We start from the raw sequence: 18,482 nt of genomic DNA, 5'->3' as shown, positions 1-18,482 counted from the left end.
CCGCGCCGTCGAGGGTCCGTCCGCGTCGTCGAGGGTCAGCCCGCAGCGGTGAGGTGCGCGAGCAGCCCGCGCTCGAACTCGCGGGCCTCGGCGAAGACGAGGCGCCCGCCGAGCACGGCGTCGTGCCCGTTCAGGGCCGGCAGGTGGTGCACGCCGCCGACCTGGATGACGACGCTGCCGCCGGGCAGCAGCACCTCCGCGGCCACGTCGAGGCAGGCCAGCGCGAGGTCCATGCCCTCGGGCCCGCCGTCGATGGCGGTGACGGGGTCGGCGGGGAACGTGCCGACGTCCTGGGTCGGCACCCAGGGCGGATCGGCGACCACGACGGGGTAGCGCTCGCCGCGCACCGCCTCGCGCAGGTCGCCGCACCGCACGTCGGTCACGATGCCGGCGGCCTCGGCGTTGGTCCGCGCGTAGTCGCACGCGACCGGGTCGGCGTCCACCTGCACCAGCTCGCGCCGCGACAGCAGGGCCGCCAGGAGACCGATGTGGCCCGCGCCCGAGCACAGCTCCAGCAGGGGCCCGTACGGCGCCTGCTCGGCGATCTTCGCCGCCCACGTCGACTGGGCGGCCGTCCAGGGCCGCGGCTCGAGCACGCGGGGATCCCACCGGATGGAGAGACCCTCGAAGTCGGCGGTGCGCGGGCCGTCGGGATCGTCACGGGGCACCGCGGGCAGCAGGGGAGCCGGGCTCGGACGGCGGGTGGGCAGGCCGGCAGGGCGGCCGAGGTCGTCGGGCACGTGCGCCCGGTACCCCGGCCGCCCGGCGGCAGCCACCGCCGGCGGCTCGGCTCAGAAGACCGGCTTGCCCCCGGTCACGCCGAGCACCGTGCCGGACACGTACGACGCGTCGCGGGGCGAGGCGAGGAACACGAACGCCGGAGCGACCTCGGCCGGCTGGCCGGCGCGCCCGAGGGGCGTGTCGGAGCCGAACTGCTCGAGCTTCTCGGCCGGCTGCGTGGCCGGCTGGAGCGGAGTCCAGATCGGTCCGGGCGCGACGGCGTTGACGCGGATCCCGTCGGGGCCGAGCTCGGCCGCCAGGTTGACCGTCGCGTTGTTGATGGCCGCCTTGGTCGCCGCGTAGTCCACCAGGCTCGTCGAGGGCTCGTAGGCCTGGATCGAGGTGTTGTTGATGACGCAGCCGCGGCTGGCTCGCAGGTGCGGCACGGCCGCCCGCACCGTCCAGAACAGCGCGTAGAGGTTGGTCTTCAGCGTGCGGTCGAGGTGCTCGTCGTCGAGCTCGGCGATGCCGCCGCCCCGGGCCATCTGGTAGCCGGCGTTGTTCACCAGCACGTCGAGCCGGGCGAGCTCCTCGACGGTCCGCTCGACGACCGAGCGGCAGGCCTCCGGATCCCGCAGGTCCACGGCCAGGGGGAGCACCCGCCGCCCGGCCTCGCGGACGAGCCGGGCGGTCTCGTCGGCGTCGGGCTGCTCCTCGGGCAGGTGGGTGAAGGCGATGTCGGCGCCCTCCCGTGCGTAGGCGAGGGCGACGGCGCGCCCGATGCCGGAGTCGCCTCCGGTGATGAGGGCCACGTGGCCCTCCAAGCGGCCGTGGCCCACGTAGGTGTCCTCGCCGTGGTCGGGCACCGGGTCCATCGCCGCGGTGAGCCCGGGCGGGTCCTGGCGCTGCGCCGGGAAGGTCTCGGGTAGGGCGTCGGCCATCGTCGTCTCCTGTCTCGGGGTTGGTGCGGGCGCCGGCCGGTACCCCCGGCGCCCGGTGCGACACCCCGCCCCGCCGTACGCCGCGGATCATGCGGGCCGGAGCGTCGGGGTACCGGCCGCCCATGGCCGACACGACGACCGCCCTCCTGGTCATCGACCTGCAGGAGGGCTACTTCTCCGCTCCCGAGCTCGCTGCGATCCGCGACCGGGTGGTCGCGGGCAGCCTCGCGGCGGTGACCGCTGCCCGCGCGGCCGGGGCGCTGGTGGTCGAGGTCCGCACGGTGCACTCCGAGGACCCCGCCACCTGGGCGCTCAACATGCGCGAGGACGCGTGCCCGTTCATGATCGGCGGCACCGAGGACGTGCGGCCGGTCGGCGAGCTCGCCGCGGTGCGGCCCGACGAGCCCGGCGAGGACTGGGTGGTCGTCGAGAAGACGCGGGACAGCGCGTTCCACGGCACGGAGCTGGTGGAGCTGCTCCGGTCCCGTGGCGTCGAGCGTCTCGCGCTCGTGGGGATCTCGACGGAGTCCTGCGTGGCGGCCACCGCCGCGGACGCCTACGCCCACGACCTGCGGGTCGTGCTCGTCGAGGACGGGGTGCTGGCGCCGGACGCGGAGCGGCACCGCGCCAGCCTGGCGCACCTGGAGGACCTCTACCGCCAGCCCGCGCTGCCCCTGGCGGCGATCACCTTCGCGGCCCCAGCACCCCCAGCGGCCCCCGCGGCCGGACCCGGGCCCGCGTGACTCCGGCCGACGGACCGCTCGAGGTCGCGGCTTTCCTGGCGCGCGTCGTCGCCGAGCTGGCGGCGGCGCCCGACGAGGTCGAGCTGACCCGGACGGCCGCGCAGCGGGCGACCGAGCTCGTGGGTGGCGACGGGGCGGCGGTCGTCGCCCGGCGGCGTCGCGGCCGGCTCGAGACGATCGCCGCGACCGACGGCGTCGCCCGGCGCGACGAGGTCCTGCAGCGCGAGCTGGGAGCGGGACCCACGCTCACCGCCGTGCACGATCCGGGCGGGCTCATCGTCGACGACGCGGCGCAGGACCGTCGGTGGCCCGGCTGGGGAGGTCGGTCCGCGGGCGCCGGTCCGCGGTCGCTGGTCTGCGTGCAGCTCATGCCCACGGGCCTGCACGACCGGCACGAGCCGCTCGGCGCGCTCGCGGTCCACGCCCGGCGTCCTGGCGCCTTCGAGGACCAGGACCTCGAGGCCCTGCTGCTGCTCGCGGTGCACGTCTCGGTGACGTGGGCCGCGCTGCGTCGTACGGTCACGCTCGCCGAGGCCGCGGAGTCGCGGCACCTGATCGGTGTCGCGCAGGGGCTGCTGGTCGCCAGTGGACGGGTGCCGCTCGACGGGTCGTTCCCGCTGCTCCAGCGCTGGGCCCGGGGCGGCAACGTGCGGGTGCGCGACCTGGCCGAGCGGATCGTCGCCGCCGGGGGAGTGCCCGACGACGTGGACCTGCCGAACCGCCCCTGACCTCGGTCGGGGCGGCCCGGCGCGGCTCACGGCTGGAAGACGACCTTGACCATCCCCGGCGCCTTGTCGCGGAACGCCCGGTAGGCCTCGGGGGCCTCCGACAACGGCAGGTGGTGCGTGGCGAACTCGTCGGTGCCCAGCGGGTCGTCGTCCTGCTCGAGCAGCGGCAGGATCTCGTCGGTCCAGGAGCGCACGTTCGCCTGGCCCATCCGCAGCTGCAGCTGCTTGTCGAAGAGCGTGACCATGGGCAGCGGGTCGGCCGCGCCGCCGTACACCCCCGAGATCGAGATGGTGCCTCCGCGGCGTACCAGGTCGATGGCCGAGGTGAGCGCCCCCAGCCGGTCGACGCCCGCCTTCTTCATGAGCGGCTGGGCGAGGGCGTCGGGCAGCAGCCCGGCGGCCTTCTGCGCCAGGCCGGCGGTCGGCGTGTCGTGCGACTCCATGCCGACGGCGTCGAGGACGGCGTCGGGTCCACGCCCGCCGGTCATGTCGCGCACGAGGTCGCCGAGGTCGTCCCGGGGCTCCGAGGAGAGCACCTCGATGCCGCGCGCGGCGACGCGGTCCCGACGGTCCTGCTCGGGGTCGACGACGATGGTGCGCACGCCGCGGTGCTGCGCGATCCGGGCGGCCATGGCGCCGATCGGACCGGCGCCCAGGATGACGAGGGAGTCGCCCTCGCCGACGCCGGCGTACTCCACGCCCTGCCAGGCGGTGGGGAGCACGTCGCTGAGGAACAGGAAGCGGTCGTCGGAGGGGCCGTGCGGCACCTTGACCGGCAGGGTGTCGCCGAACGGCACCCGCAGCAGCTCGGCCTGCCCGCCGGGGACGCTGCCGTAGAGCTGGCTGTAGCCGAAGAGGCTGGCGCCGGTGCCCTGGTCGCGGTTCTGCGTCGTCTCGCACTGGCTGTTGAGGCCCTGGCGGCAGGACCAGCAGTCCTGGCAGCTGACGTTGAACGGCACGACGACGCGGTCCCCGACGGCGAGGGACGACACGGCGGAGCCCACCTCCTCGACGACGCCCATGGGCTCGTGGCCGACGATGTCGCCCGCGGTCATGAACGGGGACAGCGGGCCGTAGAGGTGGAGGTCGGATCCGCACAGGCCGGTCGACGTGATGCGCACGAGCACGTCGGTGGGCTCCTCGATGCGCGCGTCCGGGACCTCCTCGTAGCGCATGTCCTGCGGGCCGTGCCAGGTGACTGCCTTCATCGTGGTCTCCTCGGGGAGGGGGAGCAGGGTCGACGAACCGGTACCCGCGCGGTGCGTCGCGACCCTGCCGACCCTGCCGGGGGCGGAGACGCTTCGGTGCCGTGGCATCATTGCCGGAGCGGCGCTTGACAAGATCCTGGCTCTGCCGCGCCCGGAAGTAGTTGACGAGAGGTGTTCGTGGCTTCGATCACGCGCAAGAAGCTCCCCGCGGAGGTGCTCGCCCACCCCGCCGTGACCGCACTGGTCGAGCAGGGATCCGCCGCGGGGGTGGTCTCCCCCGAGGCCGTCCGACAGGCGAGCGAGGACGCGGCGATCGAGCCGGTGCACCTCAAGGCGCTGCTGGCCCACCTGAGCAGCCACGGCATCACCGTGGAGCTCTCGGCCGCCGGCACCCGTGCCGTCGCGGCGTCCACGGCCCGCAAGACGACGAGCGCCGCGGCGAAGAAGGCGGCGGCCAAGAAGCCGGCCGCCAAGAAGGCCGCGCCTGCGAAGACGGCAGCGCCCTCCGCCGACGAGCCGGCCGACGAGCCCGACGTGGTCGAGGAGGTCGAGCTCGAGGAGGTCGACCTCAGCGACCTCGAGGTGGGCGACGACGCGGCCAAGCCGGTCGAGATCGGGCCCGACGGCAAGAAGGTGCTGCCCGACATCCCGGACGACCAGTTCGAGAAGGACGTCAAGTCCGACCCGACGATCAAGCAGGACGAGAAGGAGGCGTCGTTCGTCGTCTCCGCGGCCGACGACACCGACGAGCCCGAGCAGCAGGTCATGGTCGCGGGCGCGACGGCCGACCCGGTCAAGGACTACCTGAAGCAGATCGGCAAGGTCCCCCTCCTCAACGCGGAGATGGAGGTCGAGCTCGCGAAGCGGATCGAGGCCGGTCTCTTCGCCGAGGAGAAGCTGGCCAAGGGCGGGAAGATCACGCCCAAGGTCCTCGAGGAGCTCGAGTGGATCTCCGACGACGGCCGTCGTGCGAAGAACCACCTGCTCGAGGCCAACCTGCGTCTCGTCGTCTCGCTCGCGAAGCGCTACACGGGTCGCGGCATGCTCTTCCTGGACCTGATCCAGGAGGGCAACCTCGGTCTGATCCGTGCGGTCGAGAAGTTCGACTACACGAAGGGCTACAAGTTCTCGACGTACGCGACGTGGTGGATCCGTCAGGCGATCACCCGCGCGATGGCCGACCAGGCGCGCACCATCCGCATCCCGGTGCACATGGTCGAGGTCATCAACAAGCTCGCCCGCGTCCAGCGCCAGATGCTGCAGGACCTCGGCCGGGAGCCCACGCCGGAGGAGCTCGCCAAGGAGCTCGACATGACGCCCGAGAAGGTCGTCGAGGTGCAGAAGTACGGCCGCGAGCCCATCTCGCTGCACACGCCCCTCGGCGAGGACGGCGACTCCGAGTTCGGTGACCTCATCGAGGACTCCGAGGCCATCGTGCCGGCCGACGCCGTGTCGTTCACGCTCCTGCAGGAGCAGCTCCACGCGGTGCTCGACACCCTGTCGGAGCGCGAGGCGGGTGTCGTCTCGATGCGGTTCGGCCTCACCGACGGCCAGCCGAAGACGCTCGACGAGATCGGCAAGGTCTACGGCGTGACGCGTGAGCGCATCCGCCAGATCGAGTCGAAGACGATGAGCAAGCTGCGGCACCCGTCCCGCTCGCAGGTCCTGCGCGACTACCTGGACTGACGCCGACCTTCGTACGCCGCGGCGCCGTTCCCCGAGGGGGAGCGGCGCCGCGGCGCGTTCCGGGGTCGGCGCGGAACCTTCCGCCTTGACCCCTGCCGTGGGCCGGCGGAGAGTGCGAGGACGGCCGCGCACGGGCCGCGGCCCCACTCTCGGGAGGTCGCCCATGTCGTCACGTCGCGCCCGGAGCCGGTCCGCGCCGCTCCTCGCCCTGTCCCTCGCTGCCGCCGTGCTGGTCGCGGCACCCGCCGCAGCGGAGCCGGGGGAGCCGACCCCCGCCGTACCGGACGAGGCGGCGCTCGGGACGGCCGCGCTCCCGACGGCCGCGGTCGCGCTCGGGGACAGCTTCGTGAGCGGCGAGGGTGCGGGGGACTACCAGCCGGTCGGCGACACCGCCGGCGTCGCGCAGGGCTTCCCGGGATGGGACGCCGCCAACAGCAACCCCTACTTCTGCCACCGCTCCGCCCACGCCTCCATCGAGGTCGCCGACCTCCCCGGCATCGACGAGCGGTTCAACCTCGCCTGCTCCGGAGGTCGTCCCGCCGACATGGCGACCGCGTCCGCCGCGCGGGAGCAGGGTCGCGGCGTCAGCGCCCAGCTGGACCAGCTGCGGTCCGTCGCCACGACGCACGACGTCGATCTCGTGCTGGTCGGCCTCGGCTCCAACAACAGCCACTTCACCTTCGGTGACGTCGCCGCGGAGTGCGCGGGCCGCTTCGTGGGCGACGGCTACACCGGCTGGTGGGAGGTGTGGCTGCACCTCGTCAACTGGGTCACGGGGGCGGAGCTCGACGAGCAGCCCTGCACCGACGCCGACCTCGCCGGCGCCGAGCAGCTCGCGGCTGCGCAGTCCGAGACGACGGACGCCGTGCTCGCGGTCGTCGACACGCTCGCCGAGGTCGACCCCGACGGGGAGCACCGCATCGTGCTGCAGGACTACACGAACCCGTTGCCCGAGGCCTACGCGGAGCAGTACCTGACGGAGGACGGCCGCGACGACGGGCGTGACAAGTTCCGTGCCCTCGTCGACGAGCGGTACGCCGCGGGTTGTCCCGCGCACGTCGCCTCGCTCGCGCCGGCCCACCGGTTCTCGGAGGGGCTCGGGCAGATGGTCGCCGGGGTGGCGGCGACGGTCGCAGCGGAGCGTCCCGGGGTGGACGTCACCTACCTGGGGGTGCAGTCGGCGTTCGACGGGGCGCGGCTGTGCGAGGCCCCCGGTGGTGCCGCGCTCGCGACGCCGCTGCGGGTCATGGACGGCCCGAGCGGCGTGCCGGTCGAGAGCTTCGGCCCCTTCGACAAGCTCGACATCAAGCGGGTCACCGACACCTGCCAGGACTACTACCAGACGTGCCAGGAGTCGTGGCACCCGAACGTGGCCGGCCACGAGGTGCTGGGGCGCTGCCTGACGGGGGCGTGGACGACGGGTGCCGCCGTGGTCACCTGCGCGCGGCAGCCGGACGGGTCGCTGACGATCGGCTGAGGGACCGCTCCAGGGGCCCTCAGGGGCCGCGTCAGGAGCCGCTTCAGGAGCGGTGGCGCGCGGCGGCAGGTCAGAGCCGGAACGCGGCGACGACCCAGATGCTGCTGGCGACGACGGCGGCGGTGGCCTCGATCGCCATGCTCAGCCCGACTGCCTTGAGCGCGTGGACCGTCGAGGGCCACGCCTCCTCGCGCCCGACCCGGGAGGTCTCCGCGAGGTAGACCCCGAGCACGAAGCCGATCACGAGGCCCACGACGGGCACCACGAAGAACCCGACCACGCCCAGGACGCCGCCGACGAGGAGGGTGCGGGTGGGGATCCCGGCGGCCTTGAGGCGTTTGCCGGGCACGGCGTACTGCACCACCGTGCCGATCAGCAGCACGACCACGACCGCCGCGAACCACCACCAGGCCGCGCCGCCGGTCAGGATCGCCCACACGAGGAGCGTGCTGCCGATCAGGACGGTGCCGGGGAGGATCGGCACGACGATGCCGAGGATCCCGACGAGGAGCAGGAGGGCCACGACGGCGTCGGTCCAGGTCACGGATGGATCCTCTCGGACGAGCGACGGCCCCGGACCTGTGGGTCCGGGGCCGTCGTGGTGGTCGGGGTCAGCTGCTGCTCGGGCTGCTGCGGGGGATGCTGGTCAGCGCTCGTCCGCCGGCGCGTTGCCAGGGCTCGACGACAGCTTGTGCGTCTCGTCCTGGACGTTCGCGGCCACCGAACGCAGTGCGTCGCCGTGCTGGCGCGCGTGGTGGGCGCAGAACAGGAGCTCGCCGCCGCTGGCGAGCTCGACACGCAGGTAGGCCTGGGCGCCGCAGCGGTCGCAGCGGTCCGACGCCGTCAGTGCCGGGGTGTTGGGGGCAACTGCAGTGGTCACATCGGCCTCTTTTCTCTCGGTGCCTGGCCCAACCTAGCCGTCGGGGAAAACATTCCCGTGGTGCTGTGGCGGGGATGACATGTCGAATCCCATCATGTGCTGCTGTACCCGTTCGCGACCGGCCCCACTCCCGGATTGGTCGGGTGTCCGGCCGTGTCGCCATCCTCGCCGTCCCACCCGCGCCAACGGTGCATTTCCGGAGAAGTTCCGCCCGTGGGTCGAGATCGGCCGTCCTCACGCGCGCCCGCTCCACGGAACTGTCCGTGCCCGCCGGTAGATTGCGGGCCACGGCGCGATCGACCGATGCGCCGCGTCGCACGAGGAGCGCCACCATCGACACGACCTACAACGCAGCGAACCTCCTGGTCCTCGAGGGCCTCGAGGCCGTGCGCAAGCGGCCGGGGATGTACATCGGGTCGACCGACACGCGCGGGCTGATGCACTGCCTGTGGGAGATCATCGACAACGGGGTGGACGAGGCGCTCGGCGGGCACGCGAGCGCGATCGAGGTCGTGCTGCACCCCGACGGCTCCGTCGAGGTGCACGACGACGGCCGCGGCATCCCGGTGGACGTCGAGCCGCGCACCGGTCTCCCGGGCGTCGAGGTGGTCTACACCAAGCTCCACGCGGGCGGGAAGTTCGGCGGCGGGTCGTACGCCGCGTCCGGCGGCCTCCACGGCGTCGGCGCCTCCGTCGTCAACGCGCTGTCCACCCGTCTCGACGTCGACATCGACCGGCCTCCGGCGCGCCAGGGCATGTCGTTCCGCCGCGGTGTCCCCGGCGTCTTCGACGGCGACGGTCCGGGCGTCGACTTCGAGCCGCGCTCGGGCCTGACCCGCAAGGGCCAGCGCGTCACGGCGAAGTCGCCCACCGGCACCCGGGTGCGCTTCTGGCCCGACCGGCAGATCTTCACCAGCGACGCCACGTTCGTGTACGACGACCTGGTCACCCGCGCCCGCCAGACGGCGTACATCGTGCCGGGGCTGGAGATCACGATCCGCGACCTGCGGAGCGACGAGCCGCGCGAGGAGGTCTTCCGCTACGACGGGGGCATCGCGGAGTACGTCGCGTTCCTCGCCCACGACGAGCCGGTGACCGACGTGCTGCGCCTGCAGGGCTCGGGCCGGTTCACCGAGACGGTGCCCGTGCTGGACGAGCGCGGCCACATGACGCCGCAGGAGGTCGAGCGCGAGCTCGTCGTCGACGTCGCCGCCCGCTGGGGCCACGGCTACGAGACGGAGCTGCGCTCCTACGTCAACGTGATCGCGACGCCCAAGGGCGGCACGCACGTGCAGGGATTCGAGCGCGCCGCGGTCGACGTCTTCAAGGACGTCATGCGCTCCAGCAAGGTGCTGAAGAACAACGACGACGACCCGATCAAGGACGACGTGCTGGAGGGGCTGACCGCGGTCGTCACGGTCGGCCTCGCCGAGCCGCAGTTCGAGGGGCAGACGAAGGAGATCCTCGGCACGCCGGCGGCGCGCTCGGTCGTCAACAAGGTGGTCGCCGGCGAGCTCCGGGCGTTCCTGACGAGCACCAAGCGCGAGGAGAAGGCCCAGGCCCGCCTCGTCATGGAGAAGGTCGCGGGCGCGACCAAGACGCGGCTGGCGGCTCGGCAGCACAAGGAGACGCAGCGCCGCAAGAACGCCCTGGAGTCGTCCGCGTTGCCCGCCAAGCTGGCCGACTGCCGGTCGGGCGACACCGACCGCAGCGAGCTGTTCATCGTCGAGGGTGACTCCGCCCTCGGCACGGCCAAGCTCGCGCGCAACTCGGAGTTCCAGGCGCTGCTGCCCATCCGCGGCAAGATCCTCAACGTGCAGAAGGCCTCCGTGGCCGACATGCTCAAGAACGCCGAGTGCGCCTCGATCATCCAGGTCGTCGGCGCCGGCAGCGGGCGCACCTTCGACCTCGACGCCGTGCGCTACGGCCGCATCATCTTCATGGCCGACGCCGACTCCGACGGCGCCCACATCCGCTGCCTCCTCGCGACGCTCTTCTTCCGCTACATGCCGGGGCTGATCGAGTCGGGCCGCGTGTTCTCGGCGGTGCCGCCGTTGCACCGCATCGAGCTCTCCAACCCCCGCAAGGGCCAGGAGAAGTACGTCTACACCTACTCCGACGCCGAGCTGCAGCGGAAGCTCGCCGAGCTCAAGAAGCGCAACCAGAAGTGGCGCGACCCCGTGCAGCGCTACAAGGGCCTCGGCGAGATGGATGCCGACCAGCTGGCGGAGACGACGATGGATCCCCGGCGCCGTACGCTCCGGCGGCTCACCGTCGACGACGCCGCGATGGCGGGCGAGGTGTTCGAGCTGCTCATGGGCTCCGACGTCGCGCCCCGCAAGGAGTTCATCGTGGCGGGCAGCTACAGCATCGACCGCGAGGCGATCGACGCCTGAGACGTCGTTGGCGGGCGCTCCTGGTCGTCGCCGCTTGGGTGACGCATCTCTCGCCGGCCCTGGTCTCGGAATGGAGGTCGGCGGCTCCCCGTTGGTCCCGTGCACAGCGCAGCCGGCGCTCGACCCTCGAGCCCGCCGCGACGACGTCACGAGAATGAAGAGGCACATGAGCAACGCGGAAAACCCCTTCGCATCCCGAACCATCCTGGTGATCGGTGCTGGGGAGCTCGGCATGCCGGTCCTGCGCAATGTCGCGGGCCGAGCACCCCGGGAGGGCGCTACGGTCAGCGTGATGCTGAGGAGTAGCGCGATCACGTCGGACGATCCTGCCAAGCGGCGCGACCTCGCAGAGATCCGCGACCTCGGCATCGAGGTCGTCGCCGGTGACCTCGTCGAGAACTCCGTCGAGGAGCTGGCGGCGATCTTCTCCGGCTACGACACCGTCATCGGTTGCGCAGGCATCGCCGCCGGTGTCGAGACGCCCATGAAGGTCGCGCGAGCTGCGCTCGAGTCCGGCATCCCGCGGTACTTCCCGTGGCAGTTCGGCGTCGACTTCGAGGTCATCGGCCGCGGAAGCCCCCAGGACATCTTCGACTCGCAGCTCGACGTCCGTGAGCTGTTGCGAGGGCAAGACGACACCGAGTGGGTGGTGATCTCGACCGGGATGTTCATGAACTACCTGTTCGAGCCCGGTTCGGGCATGGTCGACCTGTCCACCGACACGGTGAACGCCCTCGGAAGCCTCGACACGGCGGTGACCTTGACGACCCCCGAGGACATCGGTGTCCTCACGGCCGAGATCCTCTTCGCCGCGCCACGGATCCGCAACGAGATCGTGTACGTCGCCGGCGACACGGTCACGTACGGCGAGGTGGCGGAGACGCTGGAGGCGGTCCTGGAGCGCCCCTTCGAACGGACGGTGTGGTCCGTGTCGACCCTGCTCGACGAGCTGGCCGCCGACCCGGACAACATGACGCGCAAGTACCGCGCCGTGTTCGCCCAGGGACGGGGCGTGGCCTGGGACAAGGCGGACACCTTCAACGCCATCCGCGGCATCCCCACCACCGACCTGCGGACCTGGGTCGCGTCGAACCTCGCCGGCAACCGGGCCTGACGGCGAGGGGAGCGCAGGCGGTGTGGCATCCATCGCCGTGTCGTCAGCGCGGTCGGACCGCAGCGTTGTGTGATGCTGGAGCAATGGTGGAGCGAGACGACACGTCGCTGTTCGAGGACATCCTCGACGACGACCGCGACCCCAGGGACCTCGATCACGCCGATCACGGTGGGGGCGACGGCCACGACGACGGCCACCGCTTCGGTGCGTCGCGGCGCCAGTGGCTGGTGCTGCTCGGCGGCTTCGTGGTCTTCCTGGTCTGCGTGATCGTCGCCGTGCTGCTCGTGCGCAATGCCTTCGCCGGTGACGACGAGGGCGTGGCGGTGCCGTGGCGCGACCCGGTCGTCGACGGCAGCACCGTCACGGTCTCGTTCGACCGCAGCCCGTGCGCGCGCACCGGCGAGACCACCGTCGAGGAGAGCGGCGACGAGGTGGTCGTCACCGTGCGCGAGGTGCCGCGTCCGACCCTGTGCTCGTCGCCGGGCGACGTGGCCCAGGAGACGATCGAGCTCGACGCTCCGCTGGGCGACCGGGCGCTGGTGGACGGGTCCTACTGACCGAGGCGGGCGAGGGCTGGCGGGGCTGGCGGGGCTGGCGGGGGCTGGCGAAGGCGGGTCGGGCCGGGCCGGCGTGGCCGGGCCTCGAAGTGTGCGGTCGGGACAGGTCAGACCGACGGGAGTAGGCACCATCTGCACAGTTCGCGGCGCCGGCTGAGCGCGAGGGCGGCCCGGCCCAGCGTTCATCGCGGGCCGACCCAGGGTCGCGCCGACCCGACACCGGGGCCCGAGCGGACGGGCCCGGAGCGCCTCCGGCTTGGCTCCGGAAGTGTGCGGTCGGGACAGGTCAGACCGACGGGAGTAGGCACCATCTGCACAGTTCGCGGCGCCGGCCAGGCGACCGCCGCCGGCCGGGGGTTCAGCGCCCCCGACCGGCGTGCAGGATCAGACGATCTGCTGGAGCAGGCCCGTGTCGACGTCGTAGATGAAGCCGCCGACCTTGACCGACACGGGAATGAGCGGGTGCGACGTCACTCGGTGGACGTCCTCCGTCAGCGTCGCGCGCTGGTCGGTGACCACGGGGAACCCCTGCCATGCGGCGTCCACCCCGGCGGAGGCGCTCACCCTCGCACGCAGCTCGGCCTCCGTGCTGGAGGCGACGGCGCAGCGGGTGTGCGGCACCACCAGGATGCGCTCGACGTTGAGCAGGTGGGCACCCAGCACCAGGGCCTCGAGGGCCTGGGGCGTGACCCGCCCGCCCGGGTTGCGGAAGATCTTCGCGTCGCCCGCCTTGAGGCCGAGCATGGCCAAGGGGTCGATGCGGCTGTCCATGCAGGTCACGATGGCGACGCCCGCGCGGGCGATGCCGTCGAACCCGCTCAGGTCGAAGTCGTCGGCGAAGGCACGGTTGGCGTCGAGGAGGTCGTCGAAGTCGCTCACAGCTGCGCAACTTAGCCGATGAGCAGGCCGGTGCCGCCACGCTCTCGCGTTTCGGTGCCGCGGAGCAGCACGAGGGCCAGCACGGCCGCCACCAGGGCGCAGACCGCAGCACCCGCGAAGATGAACTGTTCCTGGGTGAGGGCGGCGTCGAGCTGCAGGCGGATGTACGCCGAGCACCGCGACCCCTGGTCCCCGCAGACCTCCGCGGGGGCGGGGATGTCGCGCTGCGCGGCGTAGAAGGCCCGGAGGCCGAGGGCGGTGAGCGCCGAGATGCCGACGAGCATCCCGACCATGCGGGCGACGACGGTCATCGCGGAGGCGAGACCGTGCACGTCGTCGTCGGTCGCCGCGAGCACGGCGGCGTTGACGGGCGCGAGCGCGAGGCCGAAGCCGAGGCCGGTGACGAGCAGCGGCACGGTGGAGACGAGGTGCTCCAGGCTCTCGGCGTCCCAGCTCGCCATCCAGACGAAGCCGCCGGCGGCGAGCAGCATGCCGCCGCCCGCGATGACGCCCGCGGGCAGGCGCCGGAGCAGCCACCCGCCGAGCACCGCGCCCACCGGGAGCGCGACCAGGAGCCGCACCAGCACGAGCGATGCCGCGACCTGGGAGTCCTTGTGCACGGTGAGGGCGGCGAAGATCGGGATCGACACCACGGCCGCGATGAGCGCAGAGCCGACGAAGAAGCTCACGAGCAGGCCGCCCCAGGCGTTGCGGTGGGCCAGCGACCCGCGCGGCACCACGGGGTTCGCCGCTCGCCGCAGGTGCACCACGAAGAGCACGGCGGCGACGGCGGAGCCGAGGAGGTACCAGGGGCCGGCGGGGGAGAAGACCTGGATGGCGGGATCACCGGTGCCGAACGCGAGGACGATGCCGCCGAGCGCCGCCGCCAGCAGCAGGGCGCCCGGCAGGTCGGCGGCCGCGAAGGCGCGCCACCAGCGACGGAGGTCGAGCAGCGGGTGCGGGGTGACGAGCGACCAGACGAGCAGCGCGACGAGCGCCAGCACGGCGACGAGGCCGACGGGGGTCAGCCAGCGGTGGGTGCCGACGTAGGACACGAAGAACTGGCCCCAGAAGAGATCGCGCACGATGCCCGGCGGACGGAGCGCGTTGAGCGCACCTGCCACGACGAGGACGACCAGGAGCAGCCACGAGACGACGTCCCGCCCGGCTGCCCGCCGGGCCGAGGCCGTCGCGTCCACCACCTCGGAGCGCCGTGCCGCACGCCCCACGGCGACGAGGAGGACCGCCGCGGCCGCCAGGTTGAGGGCGAAGATGCCGCGCCACGTCGCGACGGCCAGCACGAGCGCGCCGGCGACCGGTCCGAGCACGCTGCCGAACTCCTGCACCGCCGAGACCAGGCCGAGCGGCAGCCCCCGCCGTTCCTTCGGGTAGAGGTCGGCGACGAGCGCCATGGTCGCGGGCACGAGCCCCCCACCACCCACGCCCTGCAGGAAGCGTCCCGCGACCATCCCGGGGAGGTCGTAGGCGAGCATCGTGACGGCGGACCCGGCCGCGAACACGGCCAGTGCGAGGAGCAGCACCGGCACCCGGCCCTCGAGGTCGGCGACCCGGCCGATGAGGGGCAGCATCGCGACGTACCCCAGCAGGAAGCCCGAGATGATGGGGGCCGAGCGCTGCAGCTCCAGGGCGTCCAGGCCGGCCGCCGCGCTCATGTCGGGGAGGGCGAGCACGACGACGTACGTGTCGGCGGCCGCGATGGCGATCGCGACCGCCGCGAGCGCGAGCAGGGTGCGGTCGGCCGGGCGGAGCGTCACGGCGCGGTGATCTCGATCGTCTCGCCGTAGTCGGAGAACGTGATGACGTAGGTCATCGCGTCGGTGCCCGGGTAGAAGACCCCGCGCAGGCGCGCCTCGCGCAGGTTCTCGTCGTCGTCCACCTGGTACGTCGCGTCGAAGTCGCCGTCGTCGGCGCCGGGGATGATGCGCCGCACGACGGAGGCGTCGAGGGTGCCCGTGTAGGTCGTGAGCAGCTCCTCGTTGTTGGCTCCGGCCCGCTCGGTCTCGCCCTGCTCCACGTCCTGCGTGGCCGTGAGCAGGCTGGACACCCCGCCGTCGGGGTCGATGAGGGCGCCGGGGTCGGGGGCGTTGAAGTCCTCCGGGTCGACCTCGGCCCAGCTCGGGAAGATGACGAAGCCCTGCGCGTAGGACTGGCCGTCGACCGAGAGGATGTCGCCGGAGGCGTCGCGCCCCAGCACGCGCACGATCATCTCGCCCGAGAACCCGTCCGGGCGCACGGCGGTGCCGTCGAGGCTGACCAGCGCCGCGTCCGCGTCGGCCAGGTCCTCGCTGGTGACGGCGATCCGCACGCCCTCGGCCGCGTCGAAGTTGTCCTTGACCTCCTTGAGCACGTCCTCCGGCGCCGCGTCGGGGCGGTCGAGGCCGGGCTCCTTGTTGTTCAGGAACAACGTCGGGACCAGCGCGGCGGCGATGAGCGCCACCACGATGATCGCGCCGATCACCCAGCCGCGCCGGCTCGGTCGGCGGGTGGTGTCGTCGCCGGAGCCGTCACGGGGCTCGCCGCTGGACTCGTCACGGGGGAGGGGGGCGTCCATGGGCGGTCAGCCTTCCACATCGGAGGTCGTGCGGAGCCCGTTCGCGCCGGGCTGCAGCGCGAGCACGGGGGACCCGATGCCCGCGACGGGCTGGGCCAGCGGCGTACCGGAGCCGTCGCGTCGGCCCTGCGCGGGCGGCAGGGGCACCGGGCTGCCCGACGCGGCGGACGCGCGGGCGGGGCCGGGGCCGGCCCACGCGAGGAGGAGGGCGTCCTCCCCCTTGAGGAACCGGTGGCAGCGCACGCCGCCGGTGGCGCGGCCCTTGCCGGGGTACTCGGAGAAGAGCGTCACCTTGGCGGTGCCCGTCTCCGTGCCGGGCAGGGCGGTCGAGGACCCCCCGATCGTCACGACCACGGGCGCGTGCGGGTCGGCCGCGCCGCCGGACGGGCCGTCCGGGTCGAAGGCGGAGAAGTGCACGACGCGGGCACCGGGCGCGAGCTTGATGCCGGCCACGCCGCCGCCGGCGCGGCCCTGCGGACGGACGCCGCTCGCCGGGAACCGCAGGAGCTGGGCGTCGGAGGTGATGAAGCAGAGCTCCTCCTCCCCGGTGCGCAGCTCGACGGCGCCGACGACCTCGTCACCGTCACCGAGACGCACGACCTCCCAGTCGTCGCGGTTCGGCACCTCCGGGTTCACGCGCTTCACCACGCCGTCGCGCGTGCCGATCGCCAGGCCGGGACCGTCCGTGCGCAGCGAGGTCAGGCAGAGCACGCGCTCCGTGCCCTCCAGCGCGACGAACTCCGCCACGGGGTGCCCGCCCGCGAGGTGGGGGTCGGCGGCCGTGTCGGGGAGCGCGGGCAGGTCGAGCACGCTGAGCCGCAGCACTCGTCCCGCGGTCGTCACGACGCCGACCTCGTCGCGGGCCGTCGTGCGGACCGCGGAGACGACGACGTCGTGCTGCACGCGGGCCGCGTCGTCCGCCTCGCTCGCCCCCGCGAGCTCGGCCGTGCGGGTGCGGGCCAGCAGGCCCGTCGAGGAGAGCAGCACCCAGCACGGGTCGTCCGCGACCTCGAGCGGCACCGCGGCGGTGGCCGGGAGGTTGGCCGACTCGAGCAGCACGGTACGGCGCGGGGTGCCGTGCTCGCGGGCGACCTCGGCGAGCTCGTCGGAGACCACGGCCCGCAGCCGGGCGTCGTCCCCGAGGATGGCGTCGAGCTCCTCGATGGTGCGGCGGAGGTCCTCCTGCTCCTTCTCCAGCTCCAGCCGGCTGAAGCGCGTCAGGCGCCGCAGCGGCATGTCGAGGATGTACTGCGTCTGCACCTCGGACAGGTCGAAGACCGTCATGAGGCGGTCGCGGGCGGCCGCCGAGTCGTCGCTCGTGCGGATGACCTGGATGACCTCGTCGATGTCGAGGAGCGCCAGGAGCAGGCCGTCGACCAGGTGCAGCCGGTCGGCGGCCTTGCCGCGGCGGAAGGCGGACCGGCGCCGTACGACGTCGAAGCGGTGCGCGAGGAAGACCTCGAGCATCTCCTTGAGGCCCAGCGTCCGGGGCTGGCCGTCGACGAGGGCGACGGCGTTGATGCTGAAGGAGTCCTCGAGCGGCGTCAGCTTGAAGAGCTGCTCGAGCAGGGCCTCGGGGTGGAAGCCGTTCTTGACCTCGATGACGAGGTGGAGGCCCTTCTCCCGGTCGGTGAGGTCCTTGATGTCGGCGATGCCCAGGAGCTTCTTCGCCTGCACCAGGTCCTTGATGCGGGTCATCACCTTCTCGGTGCCCACGCCGTAGGGGAGCTCGGTGACGACGATGCCCTTGCGGCGCCCCATCGTCTCGATGCGCGTCGTGGCCCGCATCTTGAAGGAGCCGCGGCCGGTCTCGTAGGCGTCGCGGATGCCGTCGAGGCCGATGATGCGGCCGCCCGTGGGCAGGTCGGGGCCGGGGACGAAGCGCATGAGCGCCTCGAGGTCGGCCGACGGGTCGCTGATGAGGTGGCGCAGCGCGGCGACCGTCTCGCCGAGGTTGTGGGGGGCACAGTTCGTCGCCATGCCCACGGCGATGCCGGTCGCGCCGTTGACCACGAGGCTCGGGATCGCCGCGGGGAGCACGCTCGGCTCGGTCTCGCGGGAGTCGTAGTTGGGGCGGAAGTCGACCGTGTCCTCGTCGATCGACGCCGTCATCGCCAGCGCGCCGGGCGCCATGCGGCACTCGGTGTAACGCATCGCGGCCGGCGGGTCGTCGGGCGAGCCGAAGTTGCCGTGCCCGTCGATCATCGGCAGCCGCATCGACCAGGACTGCGCCTGGCGGACGAGCGCGTCGTAGATCGCGCCGTCGCCGTGCGGGTGCAGGCGACCCATCACCTCGCCGACCACGCGGGCCGACTTCACGTGTCCGCGGTCGGGCCGCAGGCCCATGTCGTTCATCGTGTGCAGGATGCGGCGCTGCACCGGCTTGAGGCCGTCGCGGGCGTCCGGCAGCGCGCGGGAGTAGATGACCGAGTAGGCGTACTCGAGGAACGAGGTGCGCATCTCGTCCGAGACGTCGATGTCGAGGATGTGCTCCTCGATGTCGTCGGGCGGCGGGGTGGTGGTGCGACGGGCCATGGGGCGCATTCTTTCCTGCCGCCTGCCCGGGTCGGACGGGGCACGC

16 protein-coding genes are annotated in these 18,482 nt (G+C 72.9%); 7 read left to right on the top strand and 9 right to left on the bottom strand.

What is annotated here, in order from left to right; all coding sequences use genetic code 11:
- Positions 1 to 35: 35 nt before the first annotated feature.
- Together G3T38_RS21750 and G3T38_RS13875 are read right to left on the bottom strand one after the other, a co-directional pair.
- Complete coding sequence (locus G3T38_RS21750) at positions 36 to 740, bottom strand: methyltransferase (protein ID WP_206675884.1); 705 nt, start codon at positions 738 to 740, stop codon at positions 36 to 38.
- 51 nt (positions 741 to 791) lie between these two features.
- On the bottom strand, positions 792 to 1,661 hold the full coding sequence (locus G3T38_RS13875; protein ID WP_163772905.1) for an SDR family oxidoreductase: 870 nt from the start codon (positions 1,659 to 1,661) through the stop codon (positions 792 to 794).
- A gap of 122 nt (positions 1,662 to 1,783) precedes the next feature.
- On the opposite strand from G3T38_RS13875, the gene G3T38_RS13870 reads away from it, so the two are divergent.
- A complete protein-coding gene (locus G3T38_RS13870; protein ID WP_163772904.1) occupies positions 1,784 to 2,404 on the top strand; it encodes a cysteine hydrolase family protein in 621 nt (206 codons plus the stop codon).
- Entirely contained in the window at positions 2,401 to 3,132 is a 732-nt protein-coding gene (locus G3T38_RS13865) for a GAF domain-containing protein (protein WP_163772903.1), read from the top strand. The genes G3T38_RS13870 and G3T38_RS13865 overlap by 4 nt, the downstream gene beginning before the upstream one ends.
- A 26-nt stretch (positions 3,133 to 3,158) precedes the next feature.
- On the opposite strand, the gene G3T38_RS13860 is transcribed toward G3T38_RS13865, so the two are convergent.
- Positions 3,159 to 4,340 (bottom strand): alcohol dehydrogenase catalytic domain-containing protein, encoded by a 1,182-nt coding sequence (locus tag G3T38_RS13860; RefSeq protein ID WP_163772902.1) that lies wholly within the window; start codon positions 4,338 to 4,340, stop codon positions 3,159 to 3,161.
- A gap of 171 nt (positions 4,341 to 4,511) precedes the next feature.
- On the opposite strand from G3T38_RS13860, the gene G3T38_RS13855 reads away from it, so the two are divergent.
- A complete protein-coding gene (locus tag G3T38_RS13855) occupies positions 4,512 to 6,026 on the top strand; it encodes an RNA polymerase sigma factor (protein WP_163772901.1) in 1,515 nt (504 codons plus the stop codon).
- Positions 6,027 to 6,189: 163 nt separating this feature from the next.
- Positions 6,190 to 7,503, top strand: a complete 1,314-nt coding sequence (locus G3T38_RS13850; protein WP_163772900.1) for an SGNH/GDSL hydrolase family protein — start codon at positions 6,190 to 6,192, stop codon at positions 7,501 to 7,503.
- A 70-nt stretch (positions 7,504 to 7,573) separates the two neighbouring features.
- On the opposite strand, the gene G3T38_RS13845 is transcribed toward G3T38_RS13850, so the two are convergent.
- On the bottom strand, positions 7,574 to 8,047 hold the full coding sequence (locus G3T38_RS13845) for a DUF456 family protein (RefSeq protein ID WP_163772899.1): 474 nt from the start codon (positions 8,045 to 8,047) through the stop codon (positions 7,574 to 7,576).
- 102 nt (positions 8,048 to 8,149) lie between these two features.
- Complete coding sequence (locus G3T38_RS13840; protein WP_163772898.1) at positions 8,150 to 8,383, bottom strand: DUF7455 domain-containing protein; 234 nt, start codon at positions 8,381 to 8,383, stop codon at positions 8,150 to 8,152.
- A 263-nt stretch (positions 8,384 to 8,646) separates the two neighbouring features.
- Here G3T38_RS13840 and G3T38_RS13835 point away from each other — a divergent pair, with 263 nt between their 5' ends.
- From G3T38_RS13835 to G3T38_RS13825, 3 genes are all read left to right on the top strand, one after another.
- A complete protein-coding gene (locus tag G3T38_RS13835) occupies positions 8,647 to 10,779 on the top strand; it encodes a DNA gyrase/topoisomerase IV subunit B (protein WP_338037652.1) in 2,133 nt (710 codons plus the stop codon).
- 70 nt (positions 10,780 to 10,849) lie between these two features.
- Complete coding sequence (locus tag G3T38_RS13830; RefSeq protein WP_338037651.1) at positions 10,850 to 11,893, top strand: aromatic alcohol reductase; 1,044 nt, start codon at positions 10,850 to 10,852, stop codon at positions 11,891 to 11,893.
- 83 nt (positions 11,894 to 11,976) lie between these two features.
- Entirely contained in the window at positions 11,977 to 12,450 is a 474-nt protein-coding gene (locus G3T38_RS13825) for a hypothetical protein (protein WP_163772896.1), read from the top strand.
- A 384-nt stretch (positions 12,451 to 12,834) separates the two neighbouring features.
- Here G3T38_RS13825 and G3T38_RS13820 read toward each other — a convergent pair whose 3' ends face one another.
- Genes G3T38_RS13820 through G3T38_RS13805 form a run of 4 tightly spaced genes read right to left on the bottom strand, consistent with a single transcriptional unit; the run spans position 12,835 to position 18,436 of the window.
- Complete coding sequence (locus G3T38_RS13820; protein ID WP_163772895.1) at positions 12,835 to 13,329, bottom strand: carbonic anhydrase; 495 nt, start codon at positions 13,327 to 13,329, stop codon at positions 12,835 to 12,837.
- An 11-nt stretch (positions 13,330 to 13,340) separates the two neighbouring features.
- Positions 13,341 to 15,104 (bottom strand): MFS transporter, encoded by a 1,764-nt coding sequence (locus tag G3T38_RS13815; protein WP_163772894.1) that lies wholly within the window; start codon positions 15,102 to 15,104, stop codon positions 13,341 to 13,343.
- Positions 15,101 to 15,901: an LppX_LprAFG lipoprotein gene (locus G3T38_RS13810; RefSeq protein WP_163772893.1), complete on the bottom strand. Its 801-nt coding sequence runs from the start codon at positions 15,899 to 15,901 to the stop codon at positions 15,101 to 15,103. The genes G3T38_RS13815 and G3T38_RS13810 overlap by 4 nt, the downstream gene beginning before the upstream one ends.
- Positions 15,902 to 15,907: 6 nt before the next feature.
- Positions 15,908 to 18,436, bottom strand: coding sequence for a DNA gyrase/topoisomerase IV subunit A (locus G3T38_RS13805; protein WP_163772892.1), 2,529 nt, complete (start codon positions 18,434 to 18,436; stop codon positions 15,908 to 15,910).
- Between the last annotated feature and the right edge of the window lie 46 nt (positions 18,437 to 18,482).

This window comes from Nocardioides zeae, from assembly GCF_010686755.1.
Classification (GTDB): domain Bacteria; phylum Actinomycetota; class Actinomycetes; order Propionibacteriales; family Nocardioidaceae; genus Nocardioides; species Nocardioides zeae.
Note: the sequence above shows the minus strand (reverse complement) of the source record. Positions and strands in the feature narration are given on the sequence as shown.

What these genes read in the sequence shown, in the direction of transcription:
- G3T38_RS13875 (WP_163772905.1), bottom strand. Translation starts at nt 1,661, where the DNA reads ATGGCCGACGCCCTACCCGAGACCTTCCCGGCGCAGCGCCAGGACCCG.
- G3T38_RS13870 (WP_163772904.1), top strand. Translation starts at nt 1,784, where the DNA reads ATGGCCGACACGACGACCGCCCTCCTGGTCATCGACCTGCAGGAGGGC.
- G3T38_RS13860 (WP_163772902.1), bottom strand. Translation starts at nt 4,340, where the DNA reads ATGAAGGCAGTCACCTGGCACGGCCCGCAGGACATGCGCTACGAGGAG.
- G3T38_RS13850 (WP_163772900.1), top strand. Translation starts at nt 6,190, where the DNA reads ATGTCGTCACGTCGCGCCCGGAGCCGGTCCGCGCCGCTCCTCGCCCTG.
- G3T38_RS13830 (WP_338037651.1), top strand. Translation starts at nt 10,850, where the DNA reads ATGGAGGTCGGCGGCTCCCCGTTGGTCCCGTGCACAGCGCAGCCGGCG.
- G3T38_RS13825 (WP_163772896.1), top strand. Translation starts at nt 11,977, where the DNA reads ATGGTGGAGCGAGACGACACGTCGCTGTTCGAGGACATCCTCGACGAC.
- G3T38_RS13810 (WP_163772893.1), bottom strand. Translation starts at nt 15,901, where the DNA reads ATGGACGCCCCCCTCCCCCGTGACGAGTCCAGCGGCGAGCCCCGTGAC.
- G3T38_RS13805 (WP_163772892.1), bottom strand. Translation starts at nt 18,436, where the DNA reads ATGGCCCGTCGCACCACCACCCCGCCGCCCGACGACATCGAGGAGCAC.